The organism is Ensifer sp. Root423 (genome assembly GCF_001426275.1).
Taxonomy (GTDB): domain Bacteria; phylum Pseudomonadota; class Alphaproteobacteria; order Rhizobiales; family Rhizobiaceae; genus Ensifer; species Ensifer adhaerens.
Window position 1 is genome coordinate 95,451 of record NZ_LMEG01000046.1, and the last position, 26,710, is coordinate 122,160.

21 protein-coding genes and 8 pseudogenes are annotated in these 26,710 nt (G+C 59.9%); 18 read left to right on the forward strand and 11 right to left on the reverse strand.

All coding sequences use genetic code 11. The features are described 5' to 3' along the window. The first annotated feature begins 228 nt into the window (after nt 1-228). Nucleotides 229-1,110, forward strand: coding sequence for a tyrosine-type recombinase/integrase (locus ASD01_RS32560; protein WP_060644919.1), 882 nt, complete (start codon nt 229-231; stop codon nt 1,108-1,110). Nucleotides 1,111-1,117: 7 nt separating this feature from the next. Further along, nucleotides 1,118-2,314: an IS91 family transposase gene (locus ASD01_RS32565; protein WP_060644920.1), complete on the forward strand. Its 1,197-nt coding sequence runs from the start codon at nt 1,118-1,120 to the stop codon at nt 2,312-2,314. A 295-nt stretch (nt 2,315-2,609) separates the two neighbouring features. Here the strand turns inward: ASD01_RS32565 and ASD01_RS35885 are convergent, their stop codons facing one another. Both ASD01_RS35885 and ltrA read right to left on the reverse strand, forming a co-directional pair. Beyond that, nucleotides 2,610-3,014 (reverse strand): hypothetical protein, encoded by a 405-nt coding sequence (locus ASD01_RS35885; protein ID WP_156623720.1) that lies wholly within the window; start codon nt 3,012-3,014, stop codon nt 2,610-2,612. A gap of 34 nt (nt 3,015-3,048) precedes the next feature. Further along, nucleotides 3,049-4,269 (reverse strand): annotated as a pseudogene (gene ltrA / locus ASD01_RS35105) (group II intron reverse transcriptase/maturase). Between the two features lie 732 nt (nt 4,270-5,001). Between ltrA and ASD01_RS32580 the strand changes: the two are divergent. The 7 genes and pseudogenes from ASD01_RS32580 to ASD01_RS37085 all read left to right on the forward strand — a co-directional run. Next, nucleotides 5,002-5,503, forward strand: a pseudogene (locus ASD01_RS32580) (IS66 family transposase); the annotation flags it as partial. 205 nt (nt 5,504-5,708) lie between these two features. Then, the gene (locus ASD01_RS32585) at nt 5,709-7,361 is read left to right on the forward strand and encodes a Mu transposase C-terminal domain-containing protein (RefSeq protein WP_060644922.1); all 1,653 of its coding nucleotides are present in this window, start codon (nt 5,709-5,711) and stop codon (nt 7,359-7,361) included. 6 nt (nt 7,362-7,367) lie between these two features. Next, a pseudogene (locus ASD01_RS37685) lies at nt 7,368-7,598 on the forward strand (TniB family NTP-binding protein); the annotation flags it as partial. Continuing rightward, a pseudogene (locus ASD01_RS37690) lies at nt 7,596-7,793 on the forward strand (ArsC/Spx/MgsR family protein); the annotation flags it as partial. The pseudogenes ASD01_RS37685 and ASD01_RS37690, both read left to right, overlap by 3 nt. A gap of 313 nt (nt 7,794-8,106) precedes the next feature. Then, nucleotides 8,107-8,313 (forward strand): annotated as a pseudogene (locus ASD01_RS37080) (integrase); the annotation flags it as partial. Nucleotides 8,314-8,946: 633 nt separating this feature from the next. Further along, nucleotides 8,947-9,861 carry a recombinase family protein gene (locus ASD01_RS32600; RefSeq protein ID WP_060644924.1) on the forward strand — a complete coding sequence of 305 codons (915 nt, stop codon included), beginning with the start codon at nt 8,947-8,949 and terminating at the stop codon, nt 9,859-9,861. A 1,040-nt stretch (nt 9,862-10,901) separates the two neighbouring features. Further along, on the forward strand, nt 10,902-11,021 hold the full coding sequence (locus tag ASD01_RS37085) for a PAS domain S-box protein (RefSeq protein ID WP_112975522.1): 120 nt from the start codon (nt 10,902-10,904) through the stop codon (nt 11,019-11,021). A 743-nt stretch (nt 11,022-11,764) separates the two neighbouring features. Here ASD01_RS37085 and ASD01_RS37695 read toward each other — a convergent pair. The 4 genes from ASD01_RS37695 to repA form a co-directional block, all read right to left on the reverse strand. Then, nucleotides 11,765-11,923, reverse strand: coding sequence for a hypothetical protein (locus ASD01_RS37695; RefSeq protein WP_192358455.1), 159 nt, complete (start codon nt 11,921-11,923; stop codon nt 11,765-11,767). 997 nt (nt 11,924-12,920) lie between these two features. Next, complete coding sequence (gene repC, locus ASD01_RS32615; RefSeq protein ID WP_060644927.1) at nt 12,921-14,135, reverse strand: plasmid replication protein RepC; 1,215 nt, start codon at nt 14,133-14,135, stop codon at nt 12,921-12,923. 203 nt (nt 14,136-14,338) lie between these two features. Beyond that, nucleotides 14,339-15,364 carry a plasmid partitioning protein RepB gene (gene repB, locus ASD01_RS32620; protein WP_060644928.1) on the reverse strand — a complete coding sequence of 342 codons (1,026 nt, stop codon included), beginning with the start codon at nt 15,362-15,364 and terminating at the stop codon, nt 14,339-14,341. Beyond that, nucleotides 15,361-16,623 carry a plasmid partitioning protein RepA gene (gene repA / locus ASD01_RS32625; protein WP_089045425.1) on the reverse strand — a complete coding sequence of 421 codons (1,263 nt, stop codon included), beginning with the start codon at nt 16,621-16,623 and terminating at the stop codon, nt 15,361-15,363. The genes repB and repA overlap by 4 nt, the downstream gene beginning before the upstream one ends. Before the next feature lie 929 nt (nt 16,624-17,552). Between repA and ASD01_RS32630 the strand changes: the two genes are divergently transcribed. From ASD01_RS32630 to ASD01_RS36350, 7 genes and pseudogenes are all read left to right on the forward strand, one after another. Then, nucleotides 17,553-18,404, forward strand: a complete 852-nt coding sequence (locus tag ASD01_RS32630) for a DUF932 domain-containing protein (RefSeq protein ID WP_060644929.1) — start codon at nt 17,553-17,555, stop codon at nt 18,402-18,404. Nucleotides 18,405-19,288: 884 nt separating this feature from the next. Next, nucleotides 19,289-19,600, forward strand: coding sequence for a DUF736 domain-containing protein (locus tag ASD01_RS32635; protein WP_060644930.1), 312 nt, complete (start codon nt 19,289-19,291; stop codon nt 19,598-19,600). Nucleotides 19,601-19,891: 291 nt separating this feature from the next. Next, complete coding sequence (locus tag ASD01_RS36345; RefSeq protein WP_029742947.1) at nt 19,892-20,068, forward strand: hypothetical protein; 177 nt, start codon at nt 19,892-19,894, stop codon at nt 20,066-20,068. Then, on the forward strand, nt 20,055-20,531 hold the full coding sequence (locus ASD01_RS32645) for a hypothetical protein (RefSeq protein WP_244495327.1): 477 nt from the start codon (nt 20,055-20,057) through the stop codon (nt 20,529-20,531). The genes ASD01_RS36345 and ASD01_RS32645 overlap by 14 nt, the downstream gene beginning before the upstream one ends. 23 nt (nt 20,532-20,554) lie before the next feature. Next, entirely contained in the window at nt 20,555-20,773 is a 219-nt protein-coding gene (locus ASD01_RS35895) for a hypothetical protein (RefSeq protein WP_156623722.1), read from the forward strand. A gap of 252 nt (nt 20,774-21,025) precedes the next feature. Further along, a pseudogene (locus ASD01_RS35125) lies at nt 21,026-21,431 on the forward strand (hypothetical protein); the annotation flags it as partial. Continuing rightward, nucleotides 21,408-21,515 (forward strand): annotated as a pseudogene (locus ASD01_RS36350) (antirestriction protein ArdC); the annotation flags it as partial. The pseudogenes ASD01_RS35125 and ASD01_RS36350, both read left to right, overlap by 24 nt. A 3-nt stretch (nt 21,516-21,518) precedes the next feature. Here ASD01_RS36350 and ASD01_RS32655 read toward each other — a convergent pair. Further along, on the reverse strand, nt 21,519-21,701 hold the full coding sequence (locus ASD01_RS32655) for a hypothetical protein (RefSeq protein ID WP_049811044.1): 183 nt from the start codon (nt 21,699-21,701) through the stop codon (nt 21,519-21,521). A 527-nt stretch (nt 21,702-22,228) separates the two neighbouring features. Between ASD01_RS32655 and ASD01_RS32660 the strand changes: the two genes are divergently transcribed. Then, nucleotides 22,229-22,537 (forward strand): DUF736 domain-containing protein, encoded by a 309-nt coding sequence (locus tag ASD01_RS32660; RefSeq protein ID WP_060644933.1) that lies wholly within the window; start codon nt 22,229-22,231, stop codon nt 22,535-22,537. 662 nt (nt 22,538-23,199) lie between these two features. Next, nucleotides 23,200-23,370: a hypothetical protein gene (locus ASD01_RS36355; protein WP_176960363.1), complete on the forward strand. Its 171-nt coding sequence runs from the start codon at nt 23,200-23,202 to the stop codon at nt 23,368-23,370. A gap of 157 nt (nt 23,371-23,527) precedes the next feature. Here the strand turns inward: ASD01_RS36355 and ASD01_RS32665 are convergent. The 4 genes and pseudogenes from ASD01_RS32665 to traD form a co-directional block, all read right to left on the reverse strand. Next, a pseudogene (locus ASD01_RS32665) lies at nt 23,528-23,802 on the reverse strand (HU family DNA-binding protein). Between the two features lie 338 nt (nt 23,803-24,140). Then, nucleotides 24,141-24,581: a thermonuclease family protein gene (locus ASD01_RS32670; protein ID WP_049810932.1), complete on the reverse strand. Its 441-nt coding sequence runs from the start codon at nt 24,579-24,581 to the stop codon at nt 24,141-24,143. Nucleotides 24,582-24,590: 9 nt separating this feature from the next. Next, nucleotides 24,591-26,507, reverse strand: a complete 1,917-nt coding sequence (traG, locus tag ASD01_RS32675; RefSeq protein WP_029742455.1) for a Ti-type conjugative transfer system protein TraG — start codon at nt 26,505-26,507, stop codon at nt 24,591-24,593. Continuing rightward, nucleotides 26,494-26,709, reverse strand: a complete 216-nt coding sequence (gene traD, locus ASD01_RS32680; protein WP_060644934.1) for a type IV conjugative transfer system coupling protein TraD — start codon at nt 26,707-26,709, stop codon at nt 26,494-26,496. The genes traG and traD overlap by 14 nt, the downstream gene beginning before the upstream one ends. Between the last annotated feature and the right edge of the window lies 1 nt (nt 26,710).

Genomic DNA, 26,710 nt, shown 5'->3' on the forward strand with positions numbered 1-26,710 from the left:
AGGATGAGACGTATCGCGGTAGGGACGCCCATTGCTGAGCGCCCCCCGCACAGATCCACGCGGGCGGGTTTCCCGCACGAAATGTGGCCGGCCACATTTGATGCGTTGGACTAACCCGCTCCGCTACGCCGGAGCGGCAAGGAGGTCAGATATTCAGTAGGAGCCCCAACTGCGCGAGGATGGGACGGCTGGTTGTTGCAGCCCATCCATCGGACAGAGGAGCTCATCATGACCCCACTTCGCCAGCGCATGAGCGAAGACATGCAGGTGCGCAATTTCTCGCTCAATACCCAGCACTCGTATCTGCAGCAGGTGTCGCTGTTCGCACGACACTTCGGCAAGTCGCCGGACTTGCTCGGCCGTGAGGACATCCGGACCTATCAGGTCTATCTGGCCAACGAAAAGAAGCTGGCGCCGGGCTCGATCCACATCGCCCTTTCGGCACTGCGCTTTCTCTATAAGGTGACGCTCGAAAGAGATTGGGTGCCGGAAGAGGTCCTGCCGCTTCCCAGGAAGCCACAGAAACTACCAATCATCCTCAGCCCGGATGAAGTGCAGCAGTTTCTCGGTTGCGTGCTCGATCTTAAACATCACGCCATTCTGACGACGTGCTATGCGGCCGGTTTGCGCATTTCGGAAGCGGTGCACCTGAAGCCCACGGACATCGACAGCCAGAGAATGGTCGTCCGTGTCGAGCAGGGCAAAGGCCAGAAGGACCGCTATGTGATGCTATCGCCGAAGCTGCTGGAGATCCTGCGCGACTATTGGAAGATGCGGCGGCCGAAGGCATGGCTCTTCCCCGGCGATCGCGCCGACCAGCCGATCACCAGGGATGCGGTAGGGCAGGCCTGCGCGAAAGCGCACAACCTCTCCCGCTTGTCCAAACCGGTGACGCCGCACAGCTTGCGGCACGCCTTCGCCGTCCATCTTCTCGAGGCCGGCGCTGACGTACGCACCATTCAATTGCTGCTCGGTCACCGCAGCCTCGCGACCACCGCCCATTACCTGCGCATCGCCACCAACAAAGTCTGCGCAACCTCGAGCCCCTTCGAGCTATTGCCGCGTCCGGCGCCCACCCCGCCTCCGCCCGCCAAACCTGAGTATTTCTGAGCTCCCGATGGTCCGTTCGGGGCCGGAAGTGGCGGATATATTCCGTCGCTACGGTGAGGCCTATCGTGCCCGGCACACATCGCTGTCCACTGCTCAGCGCCGTGTCATGACGGCGATCGAGTTGTGCCGGACTGCTGCCCTCGGCGGGCACGTCGAAGCATGCGATCAATGCGGCCACCGGCGCATCGCCTTCAACAGCTGCCGCGACAGGCATTGTCCCCGCTGCCAATCGCTCGCTCGTGCCCAATGGCTGGAGGATCGGCGCGCCGAACTGCTTGATACACAGTATTTTCACGTCGTCTTCACGCTGCCGGAGGCCATTGCGGCCATCGCCTACCAGAACAAGGCGCTCGTCTATCGTCTGCTGTTCCGCGCCACCGCCGAGACGCTGCGCACCATCGCCGCCGATCCCAAGCATCTCGGCGCCGAGATCGGTTTCTTCGCCGTTCTGCACACCTGGGGGCAAAATCTACTGCACCATCCCCACCTGCATTGCGTCGTCCCGGGTGGCGGGTACTCGCCGGACGGCACGCGATGGGTCGCCTGCAAGCCCGGCTTCTTCCTGCCGGTTCGCGTGCTCTCACGCCTGTTCCGACGCTTGTTTCTGCAGCACCTGGAGAAAGCCTTCGACGCAGGCCAATTGCAGTTTTTCTCCGACTTGCGAGCCCTGAGCGAGCGCAAAGCCTTCCGGTGCTACCTGGCGCCCCTTCGAAAGACCGACTGGGTGGTCTACGCCAAGCCGCCCTTCGCCGGGCCCGAACAGGTGCTCGATTACGTCGGTCGCTACACGCATCGTGTCGCCATCTCCAACAACCGCCTCGTCGATATCGAGGATGGCGCTGTGCGCTTCCGCTGGAAGGATTATCGGCACGGTGATCGGCAAAAGGTCATGACCGTCTCGGCCGACGAATTCATCCGCCGCTTTCTGTTGCATGTCCTGCCCGAGGGTTTCCATCGGATCCGCTATTACGGTTTCCTCGGCAATCGGTATCGCCAACAAAAACTTGCCCATTGCCGCGATCTGCTCGGCATGCCAGTCCCCGAGCCATCACAGAGCCAGGCTCCGAAAGAGTACCGCGACCGCTACGAGAAACTCACGGGGCATTCCCTCAGGCGATGCCCGTCCTGCCATCGAGGGCAGATGATCACCATCGAAATCTTCGATGGCACCGGCAGGCCCCTGCGACATTGGGATACGTCATGAAGAAGCGCAGCACTTTCATCGTCATCCAGTTGCATCGCTCGGCCGCAAACCAGGTCGGTCTCCGGAAGCTGCGTGCCGACCGCGCCCGCCAGCCCCTCGCGGGAGGCCACAGCACCAATCGCCGCCCTTATCGAACCCGCATCCAGGCTGCTCTCGTCCCCTGCGGCCCGGCAACCGCCGCGTCCGCACCGCCAAACAATGCTTTTGCGATGGAGGGGCATCATTCAATCCCCATAGGACCGCGCGCGCCCGCGGCTTAGCCCAACACGTTTTTAGCTTACCGTCGCCGGAGGCCTCACCGCACCCCGCAACGTCGATACTGGCGACGCCAAGCTAAAAACGCTCTGCATAATGTGGCGCCGGAAGATATGTGGCGCTCAAGCGCGGCGCCCAGCGTTTCCGCCGCGAAGGCGCTTTCGATCGCCACATAACAAACGGACCGATAGTGGTCGGAGCTCCTCATAAACCCGGAGTTCCGATCATGTTCGACGCCCTCTTCAATTACCCCAAGGTTCGGGCACGGCATCAAGCCGGTCCGGCAGCTGACGAGCGACAGCGCTATCTCGTGCATCGCGCCACAGTGGATGGGGTTGCGCATGCCACGTTGCTGCGGATTGCCAGAGAACTCCTGATTGTCGCCCGATGGATCGATCTTGCGCCTGGCAGGCCGGTCACGCTGGGCGCCGCGCTTGAGCGCCACATATCTTCCGGCGCCACATTACGCATCCGGTTCCTCACGGTAGAGCTTGGCTCACGGTGGCGAACCTATGGACGATCCTAACTGGCGGCAGCGGGTGGCGTTTCAGGATCTCGTTGAGGCGCGTCCATAGGACGACGCTTTGGCGATCTCGCCGCGACAACCACTTCTGCCATATCCTCACGACCTTATGGGCGAACCATCGCAAACGCCGACTATTGCCACCGACGCCGTAGTAGGCGAAGTGGCCCCGCAACATGGCGGAGAGGTGGCGATGCTGGTCACGGATCGACCAATGCCGGTTTTGCCGACACCAGTCACTCACCGCAGCCAGCCCACGAGCAAAACGACCTTTGGCCGTAAATTGCATCACCATGTCTTTTCCTCTGCCCGACCGTCCCCACACATGGGTCAGGCCGAGAAAGTCGAAGTTGGCGCCATCCGTTTCCGGATGCCGTGTGCGCTCCGTCCGTCGCGGGCGAAAGTCGACGAGGCGCGTCTTGTCGGGATGAAGCGTAAGCCCAAACCGTTCAAGACGCTTGCCCAGTACTGCCAAGACCCGTTGGGCGTCGACGATATTGTCGAATGCCATGACAGCGTCGTCGGCGTACCGTGCAAGGGTGCAAGCCCCGCGGAGCCGCGGTCGTACCTCGGTCTCGAACCAATCATCCAGCACATAGTGCAGGAAGATGTTCGAAAGGCAGGGTGAGACCACACCTCCTTGCGGGGACCCCTCTGTCGTTCGGCGCAGGACACCGTCTTCGACGGCGCCTGCCCCCAGCTATTTATCGATCATCCGTCGGATGATGCCGTCCGTTACTCGCTGGTCGAGAAACGCCCGGAGATGAGAGTGCGGGATCGAGTCGAAATACTTCCGTATGTCGATATCGACGACCCAATAGAGCCGCTTTCCCCACAGCTCGCTCCGCAATGCGTGGAGCGCCTGATGGGCGGAGCGACCCGGTCGGAAGCCGTAGGAGCAGGGGTAGAAATCCTCTTCATACACAGCCTCCAGCACCATCGTGACAGCGCGCTGCGCCACCTTGTCTTCGAAGGCCGGAATGCCGAGCATCCTTTGCGACCCATCCGCTTTGGGTATGTAGGCTCTGCGCACCGGCGGCGCTCGATATCGACCGGACTTGATGCGTTCCAGAAGGTCCAGAAGTCTGGCCTCAAGGTTCACTTCATAGTCTGTCGCCGTGACGCCGTCGATGCCAGGAGCACCGTCCTTGCGGGTCAGCCGATAGGCCTCTTTCATCCATTCCAAGTCGATGACATGGTGAAGCGAGCAAAGTGCCACACCTCGTTTCGTCCTCGCCAGATTGGCTATCCGTTGTCGGTTCGTGGACAGGTTTGTGGGGTCCAGTGTCCCCTCCCATGTTTCAGGTCAACGGTTCTCTACACATGACGCCTCCCTTCGATCCGTCGGGTCCCGGTGAGCCCAGTTCCCCGACATCGTCGCTACTATGAAGGCGCTACGACTTCCCGCTCGCGCATACCTGCTTCCTTATGGTTTCGGTCGCAGGCCCCATGCGCTCCTCCTTCGTTCGTGATCGCCGAGGCGCTCCCGAGCAGCGTGGAGGACGCAGCCCGAGCCTGGAACCATGGTCAGCCGGGGTTCCTTGTTCCGGCGTTCTCGCCCGTGGGCGCAAGCGGGAGCTCTCAGGTTCCCTGGTCACCCATCCCATGCCTTTGCCTGTTCCAAGACCCCGGCCGAGCCGGCAGAATCTCGCCCTAGCGATTCCGCCGCTGCTGCCCCCGGGCCCAACAGACCGAAGGCTCTCAGCAACCACATGATTTCGGGGCTAACCCAAGGCTTTAGCATCCGCTGTCTACGCTTCACGAACGACGTCGCCGCCGTCCATGCAAGACTCGCTTCCGGCTGGCGGGCTGCGCCTTTGCCGGGAGGGCGTCGAACCCTCTGGGTGACTTCAAAAGGTTTCAGGATCTACATTCCATTCTCCTTTTCAGGGCTTGCCCTGACGCAAGCTGGGTTCACGCGGAGCGGTTGCTGCAAAAACTGATGCCGGCAACGCCGCGACAGGTCCGCAAGGTCGAGACGGTGCGCGATCTCGTCTGGCGGTTCTACCGGACGCTGAAGAGCGTCAGGCGAAAGGCCCCACCCGGCCTTGCCGCCGCATTCCACAAACGCTTCGCGCGGATCTTCTCGCTGCGCACCGGCTATCAAGAGCTCGATAAGCTTCTGGCTCGTCTTTCTCGCCGGAAGGACGAACTGCTCAAGCTGTTGGAACGGCCGGGTATCCCGCTGCACACCAATGCCTCGGAGAACGATCTGCGCAGCTTCGTCACCAAACGAAAAATCTCCGGCGGCACGATGAGCCGGGATGGTCGCGTCCACGCGACACCATGCTTGGGCTGATGAAGACCGTCGGAAGCTCGGCCTGTCGTTCTGGCAGTATCTCGGCGATCGCCTCGGCCTCGAGGGCCAGGCTATTCCGCCGCTGGCTGCCCTTGTCGCGGCAAAAGCCTAGGCGCCGCCCCTCCCCCACAATCGGGCACTGGTACTTCCTCAGCCCATGGCATGATCCGCATCGCGACGCGCTTCGCCCATCAAAGCGGCATGGCCACTGTGGATTTTACTTTGTCGTTTCAAACCGCAAAATGTCATATGCCCGTTAGCTTTAGCCGGTAGATGCGGTCTTATTTTCCGCTAACGATTTCAGTGAAACTCTGACTTTGCCCAAGCGATTGCACAACCGGACCTCGACGGTGGCTCGCCCGATTTCGGACGAGCAATGGTCGACGGCGCGTCGTGTGGCCCATGAACTGGACAAGATTGTCGAGGGCACCGGTCCGATACAAGCTGCCGTTGACCGGACTGCGGCCGAGCTACGGCTGTCCGTGCGGCAAGTTTACAATCTGCTTGCCCGATATCGCAGCGACCGAACGGTCACGGCTCTGCTGCCGCGCGCCGCCGCAACCCGGCGCAAGCGGCTTGCGGGAGAGATTGAGGCAATCATCAACACGACGCTGCGCGAGCAATGGCTGACGCTCGAGGCGCCTCCACTTGCACCCGTTGTTGCCGAAATCCGTGCGCGCTGTGAAGAAGCCGGCCTTGCCCTGCCGTCCTATGTCACCGTCGCCCGGCGCATCCCGGCGCTGTTTTCGCCTGAAGAGATCGCCAGAAAGCGGTCGGCCAATCCAAAGCACCTGCTTCGGTTGAAGCCGCGACCGGGCTATATCCATGCGCCGCACCCGCTCGACGTCTGTCAAATCGACCATACGCCGACCGATATCAATTTCGTCGAGGTTGTCGATGGAGGCGGACTGTTCGTTGGCCGCCCTTACCTGAAGATCGTCACCGACGTTGCGACACGGTCCGTTCTCGGCTTCTGCCTCGCACTTGAAAAGCCTTCGGTCCTGTCTGTCGCACTTTGTCTTGCCCAGGCCCTGTGCCCAAAAGAGGCATGGCTTGCGGCCCGCAACCTCGATCATGCCTGGCCGATGTTCGGCCGGCCAAAAGTGCTCGTCACGGACTCGGCGAAGGAATTCAAGGGGCATGCGTTCCAACGCGGCTGCGATGACTATGGCATTCGTATTCGCTATCGCGATCGCGGCCGCGTGCATCAGGGCGGCGTGGTTGAGCGCGTGCTGGGCAAGCTCAACGCCACTCTCGCCGCATACCCCGGTTCTTCGGGGCGCTCGGTGGCAGACCGCGACGAATATCCGTCCGAGCGGCGCGCGCGCCTGCGTTTCGCGGACCTGGAGCGATGTGTCGCCCTTGCGGTCATGGATCACAATCTTCAGGAAAACGCCAAGACCCTGAAGGTGCCGATCACGGAATGGCAGCGCAACAGCGCGGCTCTGCCAAGCTTCGGTGACGATCCCCAACACGTACTGGTGTCGTTTCTGCCGGGAACTGAGCGGCAATTGTCGCCGCAAGGGATCAGCATGTTCGCCTTGCACTACTATGCGCCGTGGCTTGGCAGCCTCGTCCCACAGCGCGATCGGCTCGGAAAGCTGCAGGTCCAATACGATCCACGGGACATCAGCAATATCTACGTCCGCGACCCGGAAACCCGACAGTTTCGTCCCGTCGAGCGACGCGATCGCCAGTTGACGTCACTGACGCTGTGGGAGCACGAGGCCAACCGCGCCGACCAGCGCGCCGCAAATCACCGCTCAAGCAACGAGAAAGTCGCGCTCCGCCGTGAGATTGCAGCCATTGTCGAAGCGGCGAAACCGTCCAAGCGCCAATTGCGCGATGCCGTGCGTAGCGCGCGCGCCACCGCAACGGCAAAGCCCTATCATGCAATGCGGCCACAAGTGTCTGATCCCGTGCAACACCCCGTGCGCCAGAAGCGACGGCTGCCGGTGGAGGATTGGTAGCCTCCCATGTCCGATCATTTGCTTGATCATGTCCGGTCGTATCTCGACCGTGACCCCGCCGAGCGCATTGCATATGTCCGCGCCCCGCGATGGATCGCTCACCAAGTTGCGAAGGACGCCCATCGCCGGCTGGCGGATTTGCTGTCGCGACCAGCGTCGTTGCGGACACAGGGCCTGATGCTGGTTGGGCCCTATGCCAACGGCAAGACGATGATCGCCGAGCGCTTTGCAGTCGACGACCAGCTCCTGACGGAGATGCTCAAGCATCCGGTCCTCATCAACCGCCCGCTCGTCGTGACGCCAATGGGCACGCGACTGGCCCGCCCGTCGGAGGCCGTCCTCGATATCCTGCCTGCCGACGCCTTCAAGTCCGCTTTCGTCAAGGAGGACGGCGAGAAGGTTCTCGATGACGAGGGCCGCCGCATTGTCTGATCTTCCTGCCGCCGACCCGCGTCATCTCAAGAAGCCCGACATCAATGCGCTTTGGCCGCCGGTCTCGGCACATCCGCCACGAATTCTCATCCCAATTGCTAAGCAGTGAGCGAGGAAATGCAGAGCCCAAAGACCAATTGGATCAAACCCTGGTGGAAGCCGGTCCTGATCGGCACCTGCGTCGTCCTCGGACTCGCGCAGGTGACCGGCAGCATTGTTGTGTATTTCGCTTATCGATAACGCGGGCGGCGATGGTGCTCATGTCGTCGCAGTAACGGTGCGTTTTGCGGCCGCTGCCACCGCGACGAATGCTGCCGCCGGCGTGCACGGTGCCTCAGCAAAGGCGAGCTGGCGGCAAAATTCTCCGGTCATTCGCTGCGCGCCGGACGCGCCTCCTCGGCCGAAGCTGACGAGCGACATGTGCAGAAGCAGCTCGGCCATGTCAGCGCCGAAATGACCCGCCAATATCAGCGCCGGCGCGAGTTTCCGGATCTATCTCACCAAGGCATCCGGACTTTAAGAGCCCTCCCTTTCTCCCGGCTGAAATCGTTAGGTCAAAATTTAAGCGCGGTTTTTCAGCTTAGCGCTTCAATTGAAATCGCTAAGTAAAAGCCACACTCAAACTCCGCGTCGAGCACGGCAGCGCACGCGAAAATGGAGAATTTGCCAACTATTAACCATATGAATTAACAACATAAACTCTGTAAACGGAAACTAAATTGCCTTTTCTTTCCGTCATTCTTACATCCATTTCTCACCCCAATCACTATCGATAGGTATCAGGTATGGATAGTGATAGCTCCGAAAACGCAAAGCCTCGGTCCCCGGATCAGCACGGGGAGAATCACCTGCAAGGTAGAATGGACTGACCGAAGGGGCTGGTCCAGAGTGAGCGCTATCCGTCTCCCTTTAATATCCAGATTTTCCTTCCAATGAGTTACGACGCCTTGCGACTTCGTTTGGAGCTTCCAGTCAGCGCGATTTCGCCCACAGAAACCCGCTGGAGCGTTTTCTCCTTCATCTATGATCTACCGACCATATTCCCTTCCAGTTTGCGTCTGATGGCCTCCCATTTTCGCTATAAAACACGCTTGCAACTCACCTGTTTCTCACGCACTTTCTTTCCTCAATCAAGCGGTGGGTCGAAAGCGCGATGGCGAAGCAACAAACAGCTGATGTCGAACCTCTGCAGCGGCTAGTCGGTTACGCCCGCGTGTCGGCGGATGACCAGGCCAACGATACCCAACTGGACGAGCTGCGGCGGGCCGGCTGCGATCGGATCTATCAGGAGCATGGCACCGGCGTTTCGCGCGCTCGGCCTGTCTTGACCAAATTGCTGGGCGAGCTCACATCGGGAGACGTCCTCGTCGTCTTGCGTCTCGATCGGCTGGCCAGCTCCGTGAGCCATTTGCTGCAAGTAATCCGGGATCTTGAACATCGTGGGGTGCATTTTCGGTCAATCCACGATCCGATCGATACCTCAACTCCGCAAGGCATGTTTTCCGTTGCGGTCCTCGATGCCGTCGAAAGGCTCGAGCGTTCGCTGAACGCCGAGCGAACCAAAGCGGGCATCAAGGCCGCGAAGGCTCGGGGCAGGCTGCCTGGAAACCCGGGTCTTCGAGAACGGCGGCCGGAGGCGATTGCAGCAGTTTCAAAGGCGCGCGAGAAGCTCTATCTCGATGAACTGATCGCGTCTTCACAGGCGTGGCTTCCGATGGTGCGGCAACTCCGGCCTCAGCATAGTTGGGAAAATGTCGTTCGAGTTCTCAACCGACGTGGCCAGGACTGGACCGTCGAACGCCTTCGTCGAGCCGTGCATCGCATGGTCCGCGCAAAGCTCGCGGAAAATGATCTCCTCGCCCGATCCCCGCGTCGCGCCCCCGAAGACCATTTAATGCAATTGGTGGCGGCGATCGCGATCGCCGATCCTAATCTGTCGCTTCGCGAGATTGCCGCCGAACTGGACAAACTGGGAGAACGGCCGAAGGGAAGCGCAAGAAAATGGATCACCTCTTCCGTCCGAGAATTGCTGGACGAGGCGCATCGGTTCGGCCTCATCCGCCGCTGAGGCGCATTCTATCAGGCGCCATGGCCGACATTCTGCCGAAGGAATGTCAGCAACGCCGAGCTCCTTGGCTGACGTGACACACACCCTGCGCCGAACTCACCTTGCCTCCGTGGCCGCCAGTGATCGAGGTGACGGCCTGCGCGATGCCGAACTCGCCGACAAACCCGAGCCCCTTTCAAGGGTCCGTGCCGCGGCAGTTCCCTCCCCTCCGTTGCTCTCTCGATCCGCTCCGCCACACAAGGACAACATCAGGTTTGCCCAGGGCGGCGGCCGCCAGGCAGGGCGCCGCCACGACAATGCATCAGAGCGCCGACAGCCACGGCAGCGCAGGTGCTCGTTCGTTATCTGGGTACACGAGCATTCACGAACAGGCCCCCTTTCCAGCACGCAAGCACGGGCTACGCACCATGCCGTTCCAAGCGCGAATCTGATCCGACACGTATTCATGGGCCAGCAGGTTCCCTCGCTTTGTTTGTTGACCCCAGCGGTTGAAGCGCACGCACATATCGGTGAGCAGTTTGGCCCTGAAGAGCAGCAACGATTTTTACAGCAGTTGGGGCGATTGAGCGCCTAATCGAAACCACTGGCAGGCCAGACCTCTCGGCCCCAGCGAGCGTTGCCAAACTGTCTAAGCGCTGCAATGGATATTCTGCTGCCGGCGCAGGCCCAGATCGTGCTGTTTGGGGCGAAGAATTCGTCGCCTTTACAACGAAGCCTATGCACCTACCATCAGTGATAAGCACCCTCGCGCATTTGGACGTCCTGCCCGAGAAAAACTGGGGCGAACTCTGGAACGATCGGGAGACCCTGGTTCGAAGGGTCCTCAACGGCGGATCGACGGTCTTGGCGAAGGACCGCCCCGTCTACATCGAAGGCCACGGCTACCCGGAAACAGTCCAGTTCGACATCTCCTATTCGCCCGTCCGCGACGCGGGTTCTTTGCATCGTCAACGACACAACGGACCGGGTGAAATTCGAGAGTGCATTGCAGGCGAGCGAAGAGCGACTGAGGGCGATTTTTTCGCAGTCCGCCGCGGGGGATCGTCCAGACAGACCTCACGGGCTGCTTTCTCCCGGTCAACAACCGCTTCTGCGAGATCCTCGGCTATAGGGAAAGCGAGCTGTTATCGATGGGAATGCTGGATATCTGTGTTGCCTGAGACATCGCCGAGGCGGACCGGCTCTTTAAAAAACGATGGCTGAACGCGGCCAGAGTTTTGAGATGGGAGCCGCCTTCTGCGAAAAGATCTAACGTTGCTCTGGGTGGCGAGCTCGGTTTCGAGCGCGTCGCGACAACGATGGCGGTTTCCAGTCAGCGACCGCCATCATCTTCGACATTACCGAACGCAAGCGCGCGCAGGACGTCGAGCGTCACCTGGCCGCGATCATCGCTTCGTCCAACGATGCCATCCTTGGCATCGACCTTGGCATGAAAATCACGCGTTGAAACACTGCGCTGAACGGCTCTACGGATATACGGGTGACGAGGTCATAGGCCGATCGCTCCTGGTATTGGTTCCGGAAGACCGCCAGGGCGAGAGCTTGCATTCTTGCGCCAACTCAGCGCCGGCGTGAATGTCGAGCTCTACGAAACGGCAAGGCTCCACAGGCACGGTCGAAGCGTCGATGTCCTCCTCAGCGCCTCACTTATCTATGACCGCAATGGCGTGATCGTCGGAGCCCCCCGGTGCCCCCACCGACCCGCAGAGGTTTTGGATCCCGGCTCATTGAGAGCCTGTTGGCGGCCGAGCTCAATGGCACGGTCAAAATCACCTATGACCCAAAGGGCGTCGCATGCGAGGTCGATGCCAATCTTCTTAGCGAGTGGGGTCAGCAGTCAAAAGCTCATTGAGCTGGAAGCGTGGGGTGCACTTCCTGCCATGAGCGTTGATTGGGTGCGCGATCACATAATGCCCGAGCGGACCTTTTCGTTTTCCGGTGTCATCACCACGATGCAAGTAGGCAGCGATAGTTGCAGGTAGCCTTTCGAGAAGCTGCGCGGCGCCATGATACGCGTCCTCATCACCTGCGTGTTCCAATGCCTTGGAATCTGTGCACTCACGCAGCTGTTTCCCGGTCCTCATCCCGAAAGAAATCCAATAAGCGGTCACGATCTCAGCGGTGGGCTGCTGTTCGGACCAAGGGAGGCCGACTACCGTTCGCATTTCCGCCGACGCTCAATGTTTTTCGGCAAGAGGCTGCACATCGCGCAGGGACTTTCACTAGTGACGGCGTCACAACTAGGCTCTAGCGACCAGTTCAAACCATGGAACCGTGGAACCCAAAACCCTGACAGCTGTCAGGGTTTGATGGAAATCTCGCGGCAAACCGGGCAGGGAAGCGCATTAAGTTGGTCGACCCCGTGCTTGCTATCTGAGTCACGAGGTCCGCGGCTCCTTCGTTATGGTTGGTGAGGCTCGCCATTCAAAAACCCTGACAGCTGTCAGGGTTTCTCGTCGGGCAGTTTGATCAACCCGCTCAACCGGAGCCCGCTTCATTCACAACATCAATCACAGACGGCACCGTCATGGAGTGCTTCACGTCGGCCAAAGAACGATCTGCGAGGAGAACAGGCCCAGAAAACCCCGTCACGGTTGACCGTATCTAAGCCGGCTCACGCCTCCACCCATCTCTCAACGTGGCGACACCTCATTGTCCCGGTCGCTGGCCACAGGAGCACCGTCAATTGAAGAAGCGAGACCGGGTTTCAGTTCAGCGGATACTTTCGGTCTGGGAACCAGATTTTCTAGACGCATGAGATCGAGAGCCAGCTCAGTGAACGAGAAGGCGGGGCGAATGACCAATGAAGCCAAGCTTTCCACCTTAGGCCGAACAGCCGTCCATTGAGCGTGAACCTCACCATCTCCAATGGCCGAACGAGCTATCTAAGTCACAGACACTGATCTCACCAGATTGGAATTGCCACCGTTTTTGAGATCGGCCCACCAACCGAGGGAGAAGCCGTTTCTCGTCATCAGGTGCGTTTCCATTTCGGGAGAGATCAGCCTCGTTTCGCGGACCGATTTCGATCTACAGCGTGAGAGATGGTAGCCCGGGGTCTATCCAACGCGCCGCTCTGAACCTCCATTTGTCCTCAACAAAGCCATCAGCATCGGCCCGAGAGAGAATTCCCCGCGCCGTGCCTTTGTCGTCAGATCGCGCAGGTAACCTCCGGCCGAATTGATGTGTCCTGCCCGCTCAAGGATGCAAGCGACCGCAACCGCAGCATTTTCAGGTCCCATCACCTCGCAAGCGTCCTGGTAGGCGTTCGGGCTCACTCCCAACATCGAACGGACGACGATGGCAGCGGACACCAGGTCACGCCAGCTCGATATGGCTCCATCCTGGGCGTACAGTGCGATCTCGGGGCAGGCCCGCATCACCATGCTAAGCGGAAAAGCCTTGATCGGCTCTTTCTCACCCCGCTTTGCTGGTTCGGATTTTGCCTCCAGCTCCTCTCCAGAGCCAGGTTCAAGTTCATGTAAGGATTCGGTATGTGAATTCTGTATGTGGCGCTCATTTTGAGCACCATTGCTGCTCAAACTTTCCGAATTATCCAAAATATCCAACTGATTGACGATCTCCGAGCAAAGCAGTTCCATCTCGTCGAGGATCGGTGTCAGGTCGTGGATGGTTGGGGATCGCGGTATCCGGGCAACGAGAGCCTGATAAATACCTTCGATCTTTCTCCAATCGCCGCTCGCCCCTTCTTCAATTGCCGCAGAGATGAGCTTGCGGGCGTCGCGTCTACGGATCGTGAGCGCTTCTTTGGTTTTCCGAAGCAAGGCGTGCTCGGCAGCCACCTGCTGCGCCAGCTGCGCAAGTTCCTCCGATCGGGCGAGAAGTGGGGAAAGATCGAAACCGAAAGCATCCTGAACATCGCCAGCCCTGTCCTTGCGGGCGTAGCGCTTCCCGTTTGCACTGTCTTTGCGATTGATCAGTCCGGCATCAACAAGCGCTGCCAAATGCCGCCGCAGCGTCGCGCCGGCAATACCGTGCGCACGCACCGACAGTTGGGTATTCGAAGGAAAAACGATGAGAGAATCTCCCTGCCGGAGATAAGTCTCAGGATAGAAGCTCAAAAGCGCGTCAAGGACGGCGAGAGCACGATCCTGTAGTCCAAGATGCGCCCTGGCTTCACAGGCATCCCGGAACACTTTCCATTTGTCGACCGATTTGTTCGGCCTGATCTCGATGGACGCTTTTTGTCGCTTTAACAGCGCAAGCGTCATCGGCCGCCGCCCAAAAGGCGTCGTCACACTTCCACTTTGCATCTTCCTTCACCCTTCAGAAGGCAAAAGATGTCCGCTCACCCAAATCGGTGCCAAAAACTCTTGACTGGGATTCGTGGAAATGCGATTCTCAGATTGTCCAGATATGAGAGAGGCTTCCACGACGGCAACGTTAAGGGGGCCTTTTTCTTTTGCGGTATTCCTTTCCGTATTTCCCTTGTCGAATAGACCAGCTGACAGCTTGGCTATAATTTCGAGCTTTGACGCTCACGCGAGAAGCGTTCGATGAGAGCCGGCAACTCGTCGCCGACGAACTTCACGAAGTCCTGACCGAGCGGGCCATCCGCAGAAATACGAAGCTCCTTGGTCGAAATTTTCCAAGCGCCGAGCTTCGATCCTGCATGGTCCAGAAGGTCACGGCTGTCCTCCCGCGCAGGGCTCGAGGGCTTTATTGCCTCGAAAGCACGCTGGAAGCGTTGATCCGATAGGGAGCCGCCTTCACGTGCATGCGAGAGCACCTTCCGCACCACCTCAAGCGATCCAGGATCGCTTGCTATCGTTCTTGCAAACTCTATCCAGCGCGGCCGACCCACTTTGGGGGCACGTCCAATCGCTTCGATCACGTCTGCCGGGATCGTTCGATAAACGCCGCGCATTCGAGCAAGTTCTGCATCCGCAATCGACAGTGCCGCATAGATGTTGCGGGCTTTGATGCCGGCGTCATCCATCCGCGATGCAAACAATGTGCGCTCAATCCAGGTCAGATCTTGCCGGCTCGCGTTCTCGATGCCTTGTGCGACGACGAGATCGAGATCGGAGATGTCGACCTCAAGCGCGCGAACGTTCCGAAGAAGTTCCTTGGCAGCACGCCAACGCCGGTGACCGTAGACAATCTGGTAGCGCCCTGCAGACGAGGGATGCTGCCGAACCTGGATGGGGACCTTTTGGCCCTCCGCCTCGATCGAGCGTTTGAACGCCTCGAAATCGCTGCCGTCATCATCCGACAATCGGTCGGGGTAGGGGGACGGATCGATCAGCGCGGGATCGAGCTCAAGGACCGTTCCGCCGCCGGCTTCGACGATTGCCTTCAAGCGGTCCCGCTCAGCCCTGATGTCATCGATCGCGCGGTGCGCCGCGCCGACAACGCCAGCCCCGACGCGCGGCGACGGGGCTGGTGGCGCAGGTTGCGGATCGTCCGCGAGCTTGTTCTCCAGTTCTTGCGACAGCAGACCGAAGCTCGCGACAATTGATTTGCGAGATGACTTGCTCATGTCCGCCCCCAGCTATCGTTGATAAGGCGGATAATCGCCTCGTTGACCGAATCGACGGCTTCACGGGCGCGCTTATGGGTGTCACGACCAATCTGGCCCATTTCGAGCTCGTAAATCGAGCGCTTGGCGAGGCCTGCGGCTTCGACGGCCGTGCTTTCGATGGCGGTCGGCAAGAGGACGTCTGTCCCGAACATATGTCGCAACATCGCAACGACCTGCGATTGCGGCGCATCGTTCGGGTCATGCCTCGTCACGAGATATCGGATGAAATCCTGGTCGAGCTGGGCGCCGCTTTCATTCAAGACGCTGATCAGATCGCCCATCATCAAGAGGAACTGGCTCATGGACGCCACGTCCAGCATCGCAGGATGGACCGTGATGACCATACTGGTTGCCGCATAGATCGCGCTTAAGGTCAGGAAGCCAAGGGAGGGCGGGGTGTCCAGGATGACGACGTCGTAGTCCTGTTCGACGTCTGCCAAGGCAAGCTTCAGGCGTTCGAAAAAGATCGCGCCAGAGCTCGACTTGTTTGCCAGAACACGAGGCGTTTCGTGCTCGTATTCCATAACTTCAAGGTTGCCCGGAACAAGATCGACGCCATCGAAATAGGTTTTGCGAATGATGTCCTTGATCGGTCGCCGCTCGGCGTCATCGTAGCGAAGCGCTGCGTAGATCGTTTCGTTCGCACCGACATCGATTTCCGGCTGCGCACCGAACATTGCAGACAGCGACGCCTGGGGGTCAAGATCGAGTGTGAGGACGCGATAACCATGGAGGGCAAGGTAATGCGCCAGATGAACACACGTGGTGGTCTTGGCACTGCCGCCCTTGAAGTTCGCGATCGCCAGCACCTGGAGGTGCTCACCCGGTCGGCGGCGAGGCAGGAAGCGGAGTGCTTCCGCAGGCTTCTGCTTGGCAAACAGCTCTCGCAGTTCGTTGATCTGTGCGAGCGTGTAGACGCGATGGTTGTTCTCAAGGCGGCCCGGCGTCGGCCCGCGCCCTTCCGATGACATCAGCTTCAGGGTCGAATCCGGTATGGACGTCAGCTTCGAGACTTCGTTCGTGAGAAACGACCTCAAGGCCTTTTCCGACCTCGGCGGGTACATCCGTGTCCGCAGTTGCTGCAGCTGGTTCGACAAAAGACCGGCGTGCCGCAAGATCTTTGCGGCTGCGTCTTCCTTGAGTTGAACGTCATTTTCTGCGCGTTGAGCTATCGCCATTTTTCCCTCTTGGCGGTCAAAGACCGGTTTGACGGCCATTATCCGCCAAGAGATAGAACACGATTCTCCTGAACCGTCCAGAATTATAGGGTTAACAAAGCTTTAACGTCGATTGTGACGACTCGGTGACCAAACCCGCGCTAGTCGTTGGAATCGCGTGTGTTTTTCCCAAACGCAACGCTCCCGGCGGCTGAAATTGCGCACACATTTGTTAAGCTCGACGCCGTCAGTTGCAGGACAATCACCGTTGCGTTGTCCCCCTGCCACCCGAATCAGTGTCGGCAATGCGACAGGAATTATCACCGCAAGCTTCCTACAGCCTGTGCCTGTGTCTGTGTCTGTGCATGTGATTGCCGGATCGGGAGAGACGATCTTCCCCGCCGAACCTCACCCCCTGGACTAAATGCAACGAAATCTCGGGAGCGTTTTCACCCTCGAACGGTTTCCAGTCTTAGCCTTCTCCGGCGTTCGTCGGTGCTTGGTCGGACGCAGCTATTGTCCCCGAGTTTCAGCAACGCGCGTCAAAGGAAGCATTTTGCCCGCACGCGTGAATGCTCGAGAGTGCGCTGCCAACGCGAGGGCTTCACGTGCCTGATTGGTGGAACGCTACGGTCGGGGGCAGTCGGTCCCGCTTTCCCTTCGGGCCACTATGTTAAAGCTCCTGCGGCGGCCCTTTTCCCGCCCTTCGCGTGACGCGAATTCCCGCTTTCCCGCTGAAGCGGCGCTATGCTGAAAGCTCCGATACGCTTCATTGTTGGTTGACCGATCGACCCCGATCGGTCGAGGGGGCCGAGGGTCTTTGCCCCTTCTCTCCCCTAAACAGTCTTTCGCCCACCTTCCTTCGCTTGCGCTTTCGTGCAGGCGGTTCCCCGCAAAGACTGTTTTCCCCTCCGTCCCCACCGCTCGCGCGGCCCCGGGAAGCAGGACGCGGCCCTGCTTCGCGGTCCAAGGGAAAAGGAGAAATGACAATGAGCATTTACGCCAAAACTGCCCGATTTGACACCGGTCGAGCTCTCACCGAGGACGAGATGCGTGGCTTTGCACCTTCGATATTTGCCACCTCAGCGCACGAGAGCCGCTCCGAGCGCTTCAAGCCGATCCCGACAATCGAGATTTTGCGCGGTCTCGCAAAGGAGGGGTTCATGCCGGTCGGAGCGCGCCAATCGGTTAGCCGCACCGAAGGAAAGGCGAATTTTACAAAGCACCTCATCCGGCTTCGCCGTCTCGATGATGGCAATATCTATCACGTCCGCGATACCGTCTGCGAAATCCTGCTCAAGAATGCAAATGACGGAACGAGTGCATACGAATTGCTCGCAGGACTTTTCCGCGTGTGCTGCCTCAACTCGCTCGTTGCGCAAACGGGAACGATCGACGCGATCAAAGTCCGGCACTCCGGCGATGTTCAAGGCAAGGTGATCGAGGGCACCTATCGCGTCCTTGGGGAGGCGGAGCGCACTCTGGCGGCGCCGCAGGACTGGTCGGGCTTAAGAGTGGGGCGTGAGGCAAGGGAAGTCCTGGCCGAGGCTGCACATCTCGTTCGTTTTGGCGACAGCGAAGGGTCGGTGACAAACCCGATCAAACCGGAGCAATTGCTGGTGCCACGCCGCATCGAGGACCGGGCAGAAGATCTTTGGACCGTGTGGAATGTCGTTCAGGAGAACAGCGTTAAAGGTGGATTGCGTGCTGTAAGGCGTGATGAATTCGGCAGAGCGCGCCGATCGACGTCTCGACCGGTTAACGGCATCGATCAGGACATCAAGCTCAACAAGGCTCTTTGGCTCATTGGTGAGAGAATGGCCGCTTTGCTCCGCCGCTGACCTTCTCGGCCGATCGATTTCCTCGCGTCCGGTATGCATCTGGACGCGAGGCGATCGCGTGCCTTGAGGGGCGCCCCAAAGCCCCGCCCCTCAAACTCCCCTGCCCACCCGGAAGACGCCAGCGCTGACGCCAGCGCGAAGGACGCTCGCGTCGACCTGGACAGTTTGCCTGGTCGGTCGAACGCTGGATGTTCAGCAATTTTGGATTGGGACAGCGCCAGGGCATCCATCAGGCAACTGAAGGGCGCTCGCTCTGACGTTGAGCGACGACATCGGTGGCCGCGGACGGGCCCTGTTCTGCCGAATTGGCTGCAATGGGTTCGTCGGTCACGCGCAGGTCCATTTTTCCCCAAATCGACGCCTTTTGCGCCTAGTTCCGCGGTTTTCTGGACGGCTTGATTTCAACGATGAACGGTCTTGTCTGCTGGCGCATGTCTCCTCCACTGGGCGGGTCGCGATCAAACGAATTCGCGCGACGGGATTGGCAGCTGTGCCTTGATCGAGGATGGAGACAGTAACGGCGAAAGTCGGTTCCGGCGCCATTCGCCGGCAGTGGACGACCGCCGAACGTTTTGATCGGTGCTGGCCCGCTTCATTGCCATGGAGATGTTTCTTCCGTGCCTCAGGCCGCTCCCTACGCGGGCTCGATGGGGCGTGTCTGACCGGAAAACGGCTGACGCCTCGATCGTCCGCCCGCAACGGCAAGCGCACTTTTCTTGCCCCTGGCGGCTCAGGCCGCCATTCCCCGCCAACCAACAAAAGTGTCCCTTGCCGTCCTCCATTTCATTGCGGCCCAATGGGTGCGGTCCGATCGTCCCCGGTCCTATCGACAGCCATCGAGGCCGCGAAGGGCGCGGCCCGAAACAACGGAAAGGAACTTCGACATGGCTACCATCGGCACTTTCACCTCCACTGAAAATGGCTTCAACGGCTCGATCCGCACCCTGGCCCTCAACGTCAAGGCTCGCATCGCCCGGATCGAATCTCCTTCCGACAAGGGCCCCCACTTCCGCATCTATGCCGGCAACGTCGAGTTCGGGGCGGCCTGGCAGAAGAGCTCCGAGCAGACCGGTAAAGACTACCTCTCGGTCAAGCTCGATGATCCAAGCTTTCCTGCTCCGATCTACGCGACACTTGCGGGGGGCGAAGGTGAAGATGGCTACCAGCTGATCTGGTCGCGCCCGAACCGGGACTAACAAGCAGCAGGCCCCGCCGCTAGGCGGGGCCTCTCTTTCAACGCCGGGAGCCGACAATGACCATCGAACACTGATTAAGCCACGCGGGCCGAAATCAGGAATGCGCGCTGCTTCCTGGCGTCGTTTGGTCCATTGGTGAATCCTGCAATTTCGCGGTCGAAATTCGACCGCTATGATCCAGATTTTCGATCTGAAGCGCAGCATGAAATGACCGGCAGACGAAGAGATCCGGCCCTGAGCCAGGACGCCGTCGATCGGGAATTGGCCCGCTCCTGAGATGGAGCCTTCCATATGTCGCACGACCTTTCTCTTGCACAGGCCCACGCGTTCCAGCTTTCCCGCGACCTGATGGTCCCGGTCACCGTCTTCGAAGTCGACGGCGAATACGGCGTCCTTCCCTCTGACGAGATCGACGCTGGCGATGACCTTGAGGTCATCCACGAGCTCTATCCCTTTGCGGCTCATTGAGCCTCCCGACGAATTTCTGCCGAACATGGGTTCGGAGGAGTTCTTGTTATGCCTGTCGCGCCAGGCGCTGGAAGGCTCTTGCGCGGAGGCGTCCGTCCAGCCCCGGCCGAAGGTACGTGAAACCCGTGCGGCGCTCGTCGAGCAGTTCGCAAACGAGCACTTCGTCCATGCGTTGGGCCGCTTCGCGCCGCCAGCCGACGAGCTGCTGGGCTGGGTCCGCGCCGGCGCTGCGACCGATATCATTGGCGCGGGACCTCAGAATGTGGCGTCGGCGATGGGCACGATCCCGCCGAAGAGGATCACGACGACGCGGTCGATGGCGATCCACTGGATGCAGTTCTACCAGCCGACGAGAAGAATGATCATGACATCGATAAGAGGGCTGCAGCATGACCCTCCGCCATTCAATCGAACATCGCATCACCAACGGGGGTGGAGTTTTCCAGCAGCGCGGATGTTTTAGCCGTTGCCCGCATTGGTGATCTGGTGCTGGATATAGTCACGGCATCCAGCGCCTTTACCTGTCTCGTGAGTGCTGTCGCTGTCCGTCGGCCGCTTGCGACGATGACGCGCAGCGGCATCTCGATTGCCCTGACCCGGCAGATTGCGGCGCCTGCCGAAAGACAGGCGACGACGGTTAAGGTCCGGAGCCGGAAAGGCGCCGATCCGATCCCCGTCTCTCGCATCTGCCTGACCTTCGAATGATGGCGGAACTCGACGCCGTTGCAAACAGGCAAGCAGGTTATCGGCGAGCTTGAGTATCGCGATCATGCGGCTGTGGGGTACAGGCGGGAATAGGCGGACCTGAGACGACGGCGCCAGTGCTACACTTGCCCGGTTTCGGTCGGCATGCCGGGCTTGGCCATGTCGTCTTCTCTCGGTCTGGAACTGATATCGGGCCCGAACCGGATTGCCAACACCAGGTCATCGCAACCTCGCCGCGGCACCACCCTCGCAATGGTCCGCCTTTCCTGCCCCCACGCCACCCAGGCATTGAAGATCGCCGAAAGCTTCGGACAGCAGTCGTCGACAGCGATGGCATCCGCAGCCTTCATGAACGGTTGATCATCCACACTTCCAAGTGCCTCTCCGAAGGCCTGGGCTAAAAGGCCATGCAGATCCATCTGCAGCGCATCGTCGGGACCTTTGTCGGATCGGCGCACGGCGCTGGACAGTTCTACTCCCGCGCCGTGACCGAGCCGCGCGACGCCACCGCCAAGGCGTCCAACGATCCCTCGATGGCCCGGTTGGCTATGACAGCGCCGCCCAACGCAAGCGGGAGTTCGCGGCCGATATGGAGGTCCAGTCCCACGCGCTCAGAATGGCAGCGGAGGGCGCAGTGGCCAACGACAAACAGGCGATTTTCCAGGCGGCGGCTCACGCGCAGCGCGCCGTCAGCTTCCTGCATTCGTTGCAGCCAGAGGCGGAAGTGAAGGCAGCGGCATGATGTTCATGCTTGAGCGCGGCCGTCACCACCGGTGGCGGCCGCCTGATCCGTATCCAACGGCTCCTTGAGACCTTGTGCGATGATGTCAGCGTCCAGCCTTCCCCAGATCGATGGTCTCTCGGCATCGGGTTTGGGTTTGCGGGACGGTTTGCGTTCGACGATGAACGGCTTGGTCTGCTGACGCATTGATCCTCCAGGCTGCGACAAGCGAGAGCAACGATATCCCACCGGGTATGTCCGGCAAACGGGCACATTGAGGGAAGCGGATGCCCCGATTGATGCGGGTTGACAAAGGCCATGGTGGGTCAAGGCGACGGGTGCCGTTTGTGCACCGGCGAGCGCTGCGACACGCCTTTGCCATATCCCTTCACGTCAGAGTTTCCGGCAACCCATCTGCGGGCTCGATGAGGCATGTCTGACCGGAGACCGGCTTCGCCTCGATCGTCTTGCCGCAACGGCAGCCTCAGATTTCTTACCCCGGAGCCAACCTACCCCACTCGACAAGTCGAGCGAGGACCCCAGCTCGGTCTCCTCCTCTCCCACTAACAAATCTGCGACTTGCCGCCCTCCATTTTATTGCGGCCTAATCGCCACCCCAACGCGCGGGCGCGATGGGGACCCCGGCTGGGTGCGGTCCGATCGTCACCGGTCTTTGCGACAGCCATCGAGGCCGCGATGGGCGCGGCCCGATACACAAGAAAAGGAATACGACAATGGCAACCATCGGCACCTTCACCTCCACCGAAAACGGCTTCACCGGCTCCATTCGCACCCTCGCGCTCAACGTCAAGGCGCGCGTCGCCCGGGTCGAGAACCCTTCCGACAAGGGCCCGCAGTTCCGCGTCTACGCCGGCAGCGTTGAACTCGGCGCCGCCTGGCAGAAGACCTCCGAGCAGGGCCGCGACTACCTGTCGGTCAAGCTTGACGATCCGAGCTTCCCTGCCCCGATCTACGCAACGCTCGCTGAAGTGGAAGGCGAAGACGGACTCCAGCTCATCTGGTCCCGCCCGAGCAGGGACTGAGGTTTCCAGGGCCCCGCCGCCGGCGGGGCCCCCAGCAATGCAGGAAAACATGGCTCCGTCTTGGCGGTCTTGGTACCGGAAGCGGGATTTCATCAGTTGCAAATTTCTCGGGCCGGTTTTGTGCAGTCCGAATATCTGCAAAGGCGCGCCAACCGCCGTACCTACCCGATGTTGGGATTTGCTCTTGCGCAGTTTGTCAGATGTCTCAAACACGTCTTAATGCGTCTCGATGACCTACAATCGACATCGATTTGTTGTATCCCGGATCGAACAAATAGCCATGGCCACCCAGCTATCTCTTCCACGCAACCGAATTTCCGTGCTTCCAGCGGTGTAGGAGCAACAGGCGCGGGTGGCTTCGCGCGCCGGTGAGGCCTCTTCTTGTGTCGAGAAGACGATGCCGGACCCGGCATCGAGCCCGGTCCGGCTTTCTTGGTGCCATACGGCTTGCGGAAAAGCTGCTCAGAATATCCGATTGTACCAAGCGGGCATGCAGGCCTCAAGGACGAGCGGTGCCCCCAATTTCCTCCCGCAGCCTGATTGCTGCCCCGGAAATCGGCTCCCCCACTCGCCGGCTCTGCCGGTCGCTGTTGCGATCCCTGACTCCGCCATCCCCTTCTCGGGACTGTCGGTCATCTTTCACAAACGTCAGGGAAACGAAGATGACCCATTCTCTCGAAATCCAGATCGAAGAACTGCGGGCTGAACTGACTGGGACCATCAGCGACAGTGAACGGCGCGAGATCAAAATTGAGCTGGAACTGGCGCAAGCCGAATTGGCAATCATCACGGCGGAGCAGGAAGACAGAGCTGTACCTGAGCCGCCCTTCTAAGCCGGCATTTCCCATTCAGTGTCTTGCCAGCGGCTATGGATCGAAGATGGAATCGAGTCCGCTGGACTCGGTCTCTTTGCATGCGAAGGCCGCCATGGCGGCCTCCGCATGCAAAGAGAGTTTTCGCGACGCGCCCGATCGCGCACGCGAACAAAGCTCATTGGTTCAAGGCATCTTTCAACGCCTTGGCGGGCGCGAAAGTGAGCTTTTTGGCTGCCGCGACCTTGATCGTCGCTCCCGTGGCCGGATTGCGTGCCTCGCGTTCAGGCGTATCCTTCACCTTGAACTTGCCGAAGCCCGGAATGGAAGTCTCGGCGATTCCGCGGCAGTCGTGATCGCAGAGAAAACTGCTTCGACGATCGCCTTGCTTTGCACTTTGGTGAGGCCATGGTTGGTTGCGATCTTGTCGGCGATTTCATTCGTTGTCGTCACCCGCTCTTGCCCGCGCGGGCCTATACGCCCCATGGCTCGAGCATCGCCGATCGGGCAGTTGCACCTCCAACGACTTATATGGATCGATCGCAGCCAATCGATTCACGAGGGTGATGTTTCGTAAAGGTGGCTTCAAATGGAGCCGCTTGCCGGGGATAGTCGGTCCCGGGTTCCGCCTGGCGGCGGCGCTATGCTAACCCTCCTGCGGCGACCCTTTTAACCGGTCAAGCGGCGCGTGAATTGGCGCCGGACGCAGGATGCGTCCTCTGCCTGATACGCTCATTGCCTCAAGAGTGGCGGGGCGAAAGCCGCGACAGGTCTCATCGCCTTCGGCTGCGTCAGTTGCACCAGCTCCGACGCTGTCCCTCCCAGCTGCGCGCCAGGCCCTCGGATATCATGATTTCGCCGAGCGATGATCCGTTGCGCAGCACTGTCCGCAGCTTCCGGCCGTTGCGATCTGCATCGCGCAAGCCGCTGGTGAGCGAAAATTCCCCGGCATTTAGGAGCACGAGCAGACGGTACTTTGCGGCTTCACCGAGCTCTGCTTCGCGCACGCAACGCGGCGGACTGAGCTCCGGTGTGTCGATGTCGGCGATGCGGATTTTTTGACCGCGAAACCAGAAGGTGTCCCCATCTACGACGCAATTGACGCGCGGGGCGCTGGAGCAGATCGAAAACTGTGCCGAAAGGCTGTCACGCGCCGCGGCATGCGAGACTGCCGGCCCAGCCATACAGAGCAGCGTGCCCGCGATGGCCAACGAGCCTTTGAGAAAATTCATGCTTGCTTCCTATTTCATTTTTTCGAATCTGTTTTCCGCTACGCAACTTTTCATGTCTGCACGGCGAAACCAAATCGCTCGGCCGCAGCGAAGCGGCGGATTGCCAGCAGTAAATACGATCTGCTCGTCGGCTCGCATTTGCAGCACTTCGTGCGGCTGGATCAATGGTCTTGCCGCGAGTTGCTTCGAACGTGTCCGCGAGGATCCCCGTGACTGGAAACTGCGGCTCACCTGATCGATCTCGACAGTCGTCATTCCGCATCGCCGGGAAATGTAGTCGGCGGTTTCAGGATCGTTGATGGCAGCGAAACTGATCCAGCTTACACTTTCGAACCACTTGCTTGCCGCGTCGCGCCCGCCATAAGCTTCTCGCATCTGACCAATCGACTGATAGATCATCGTGAGCGTGATACCGTACTTGCGACCGGCGTCCCTTGCCGTTTCAAGAACGCGCATGTAACCGAGCCGGGACACCTCGTCGAGAAGGAACAAGGTGCGACCGTTCATCTCCCCATTGCGATTGTAGATCGCGTTGAGCAACGCGCCGATGATGACACGGGCAAGACCGGAGTGGCCTTCCAATGTTTTCAGATCCACGTTGATGAAAACGTCCGCGTGTCCGGTGGCAATCTCTCCGGTTGAGAACGTCGAGCCGGATACAAGTGCGGCGTAGTTTGAGTAGGACAGCCAATGCGTTTCCCTAACCGCGTTTGCATAGACGCCCGAAAAAGTCTCCGGCGTCATGTTCACGAAGGCCGCAACGTTCTCCTTCACGAAGTCGGAATCCGAATTGTCATAGATTGTTTGCAACCGCTCGCGAAGCTTCGGCTCCGGTTCGGAGAGGTTCTTGCGTACCTGACGCAAAGTTTGGTCCGCTTTGTCAGTGCGTCCCGACAGGCACACATCGGCGATCAGAGCCGTCAACAACTGTAGCGCTGACGCGCGAAAGAAGTCATCGCGCACGCCACGTACACCACCGCTTTCGCTCATGATCCACGAAGCGACCGACGCAATATCCTCTTCCTTCGTTCCACCAAACCGACCGACCCAATCCAACGCGTTGAATCCTGTCTCCGGGGCCATTGGATCGAGGACGAAGACGTCCCGGTCGGCGTCTCGCCTATGCTTCGAGACCATTGGCGCTACTTCTTTCGACGGATCAAGGATGACTACCGAGCCACCCCATTTGAGTGCCGTCGGGATCGTCACTGACGTCGTCTTGAAGCCGCCGGATCCGGCGAATACGATCCCGTGTGAGGAGCCGAATGACCCGTCGAAGCAAAGGAGCGGCGATTTGCCACCGGCACCCCAGGTGTCGGGACTATCCGCGCGAAACGACTGTGCTGCAGTGCTATCCTTATCGACCCGGTAAAGCTCTCCGACAACGATTCCTCCGGATTCGGGAAAAAGCCTTGCGGCCGATGCGAGCTTCATCCAGTCCGCTTCTCCATGAAGTGCCCGTCTTCCGTTGACACGCTTCGGTTCTGGACGCGCAAAAGCGGCGTTGCCGATCAACACGACCCTCAAAGCGAAAGACGCCGCCATCAGCGCGATCGCAGCGCCGAGCACTGTTGCGGGGTCAAGAGAGGCCGCCAGGTTCTTGCCTGCCGGCATCTTCCCCGCAAACGCGGCAAGACGTACCGCTTCACGCAACGCGGCGATCAGGATTGTTGCACCGCTCCCGGCAACGACACCCCAGCCGGAAAAGCGGACACTTGCCGAACCAGCAGACGCGAATAGGAAGACGACACCCACCGCCGACGCTGCAATATACGGCGCAGAAATTCCAACGCGACCAAGAGCGACCTTTGCCGCTTCCGTGTTTCCGAAGCCTTGAAGCCAAGTCTCCATTCCGGTCGTGACAAAGATGGCGGTCACCATGAGTGCGACCGGTGCGACGACCAACAGGGTCCTAGTCGCCGTCATTGCTGAAGGCCTCCGCACCGATAGCGATCAGCCTGGTTCGCTCGCCTTCATCGTATTTGAGGCGGCGAGCGAGTTCGATGAGCGCGCCCAGGATAAGCGCGCGCTTCTCGTATCGCAGACATGCTTTGACGATCAGGTCGCCAAGTTCGATCTTGTCGCGCGTGTCCTTTTCGCGCGCCTTTGAAGTCGTAGTGCGGCGCATG

Bases quoted from the DNA above. Each gene is read 5' to 3' on its own strand.
- ASD01_RS32560 (WP_060644919.1), top strand. From the start codon at position 229: ATGACCCCACTTCGCCAGCGCATGAGCGAAGACATGCAGGTGCGCAAT.
- ASD01_RS32565 (WP_060644920.1), top strand. From the start codon at position 1,118: ATGGTCCGTTCGGGGCCGGAAGTGGCGGATATATTCCGTCGCTACGGT.
- ASD01_RS32600 (WP_060644924.1), top strand. From the start codon at position 8,947: ATGGCGAAGCAACAAACAGCTGATGTCGAACCTCTGCAGCGGCTAGTC.
- repC (WP_060644927.1), bottom strand. From the start codon at position 14,135: ATGCAAAGTGGAAGTGTGACGACGCCTTTTGGGCGGCGGCCGATGACG.
- repB (WP_060644928.1), bottom strand. From the start codon at position 15,364: ATGAGCAAGTCATCTCGCAAATCAATTGTCGCGAGCTTCGGTCTGCTG.
- repA (WP_089045425.1), bottom strand. From the start codon at position 16,623: ATGGCCGTCAAACCGGTCTTTGACCGCCAAGAGGGAAAAATGGCGATA.
- ASD01_RS32630 (WP_060644929.1), top strand. From the start codon at position 17,553: ATGAGCATTTACGCCAAAACTGCCCGATTTGACACCGGTCGAGCTCTC.
- ASD01_RS32635 (WP_060644930.1), top strand. From the start codon at position 19,289: ATGGCTACCATCGGCACTTTCACCTCCACTGAAAATGGCTTCAACGGC.
- ASD01_RS36345 (WP_029742947.1), top strand. From the start codon at position 19,892: ATGTCGCACGACCTTTCTCTTGCACAGGCCCACGCGTTCCAGCTTTCC.
- ASD01_RS32655 (WP_049811044.1), bottom strand. From the start codon at position 21,701: ATGCGTCAGCAGACCAAGCCGTTCATCGTCGAACGCAAACCGTCCCGC.
- ASD01_RS32660 (WP_060644933.1), top strand. From the start codon at position 22,229: ATGGCAACCATCGGCACCTTCACCTCCACCGAAAACGGCTTCACCGGC.
- ASD01_RS36355 (WP_176960363.1), top strand. From the start codon at position 23,200: ATGACCCATTCTCTCGAAATCCAGATCGAAGAACTGCGGGCTGAACTG.
- ASD01_RS32670 (WP_049810932.1), bottom strand. From the start codon at position 24,581: ATGAATTTTCTCAAAGGCTCGTTGGCCATCGCGGGCACGCTGCTCTGT.
- traG (WP_029742455.1), bottom strand. From the start codon at position 26,507: ATGACGGCGACTAGGACCCTGTTGGTCGTCGCACCGGTCGCACTCATG.
- traD (WP_060644934.1), bottom strand. From the start codon at position 26,709: ATGCGCCGCACTACGACTTCAAAGGCGCGCGAAAAGGACACGCGCGAC.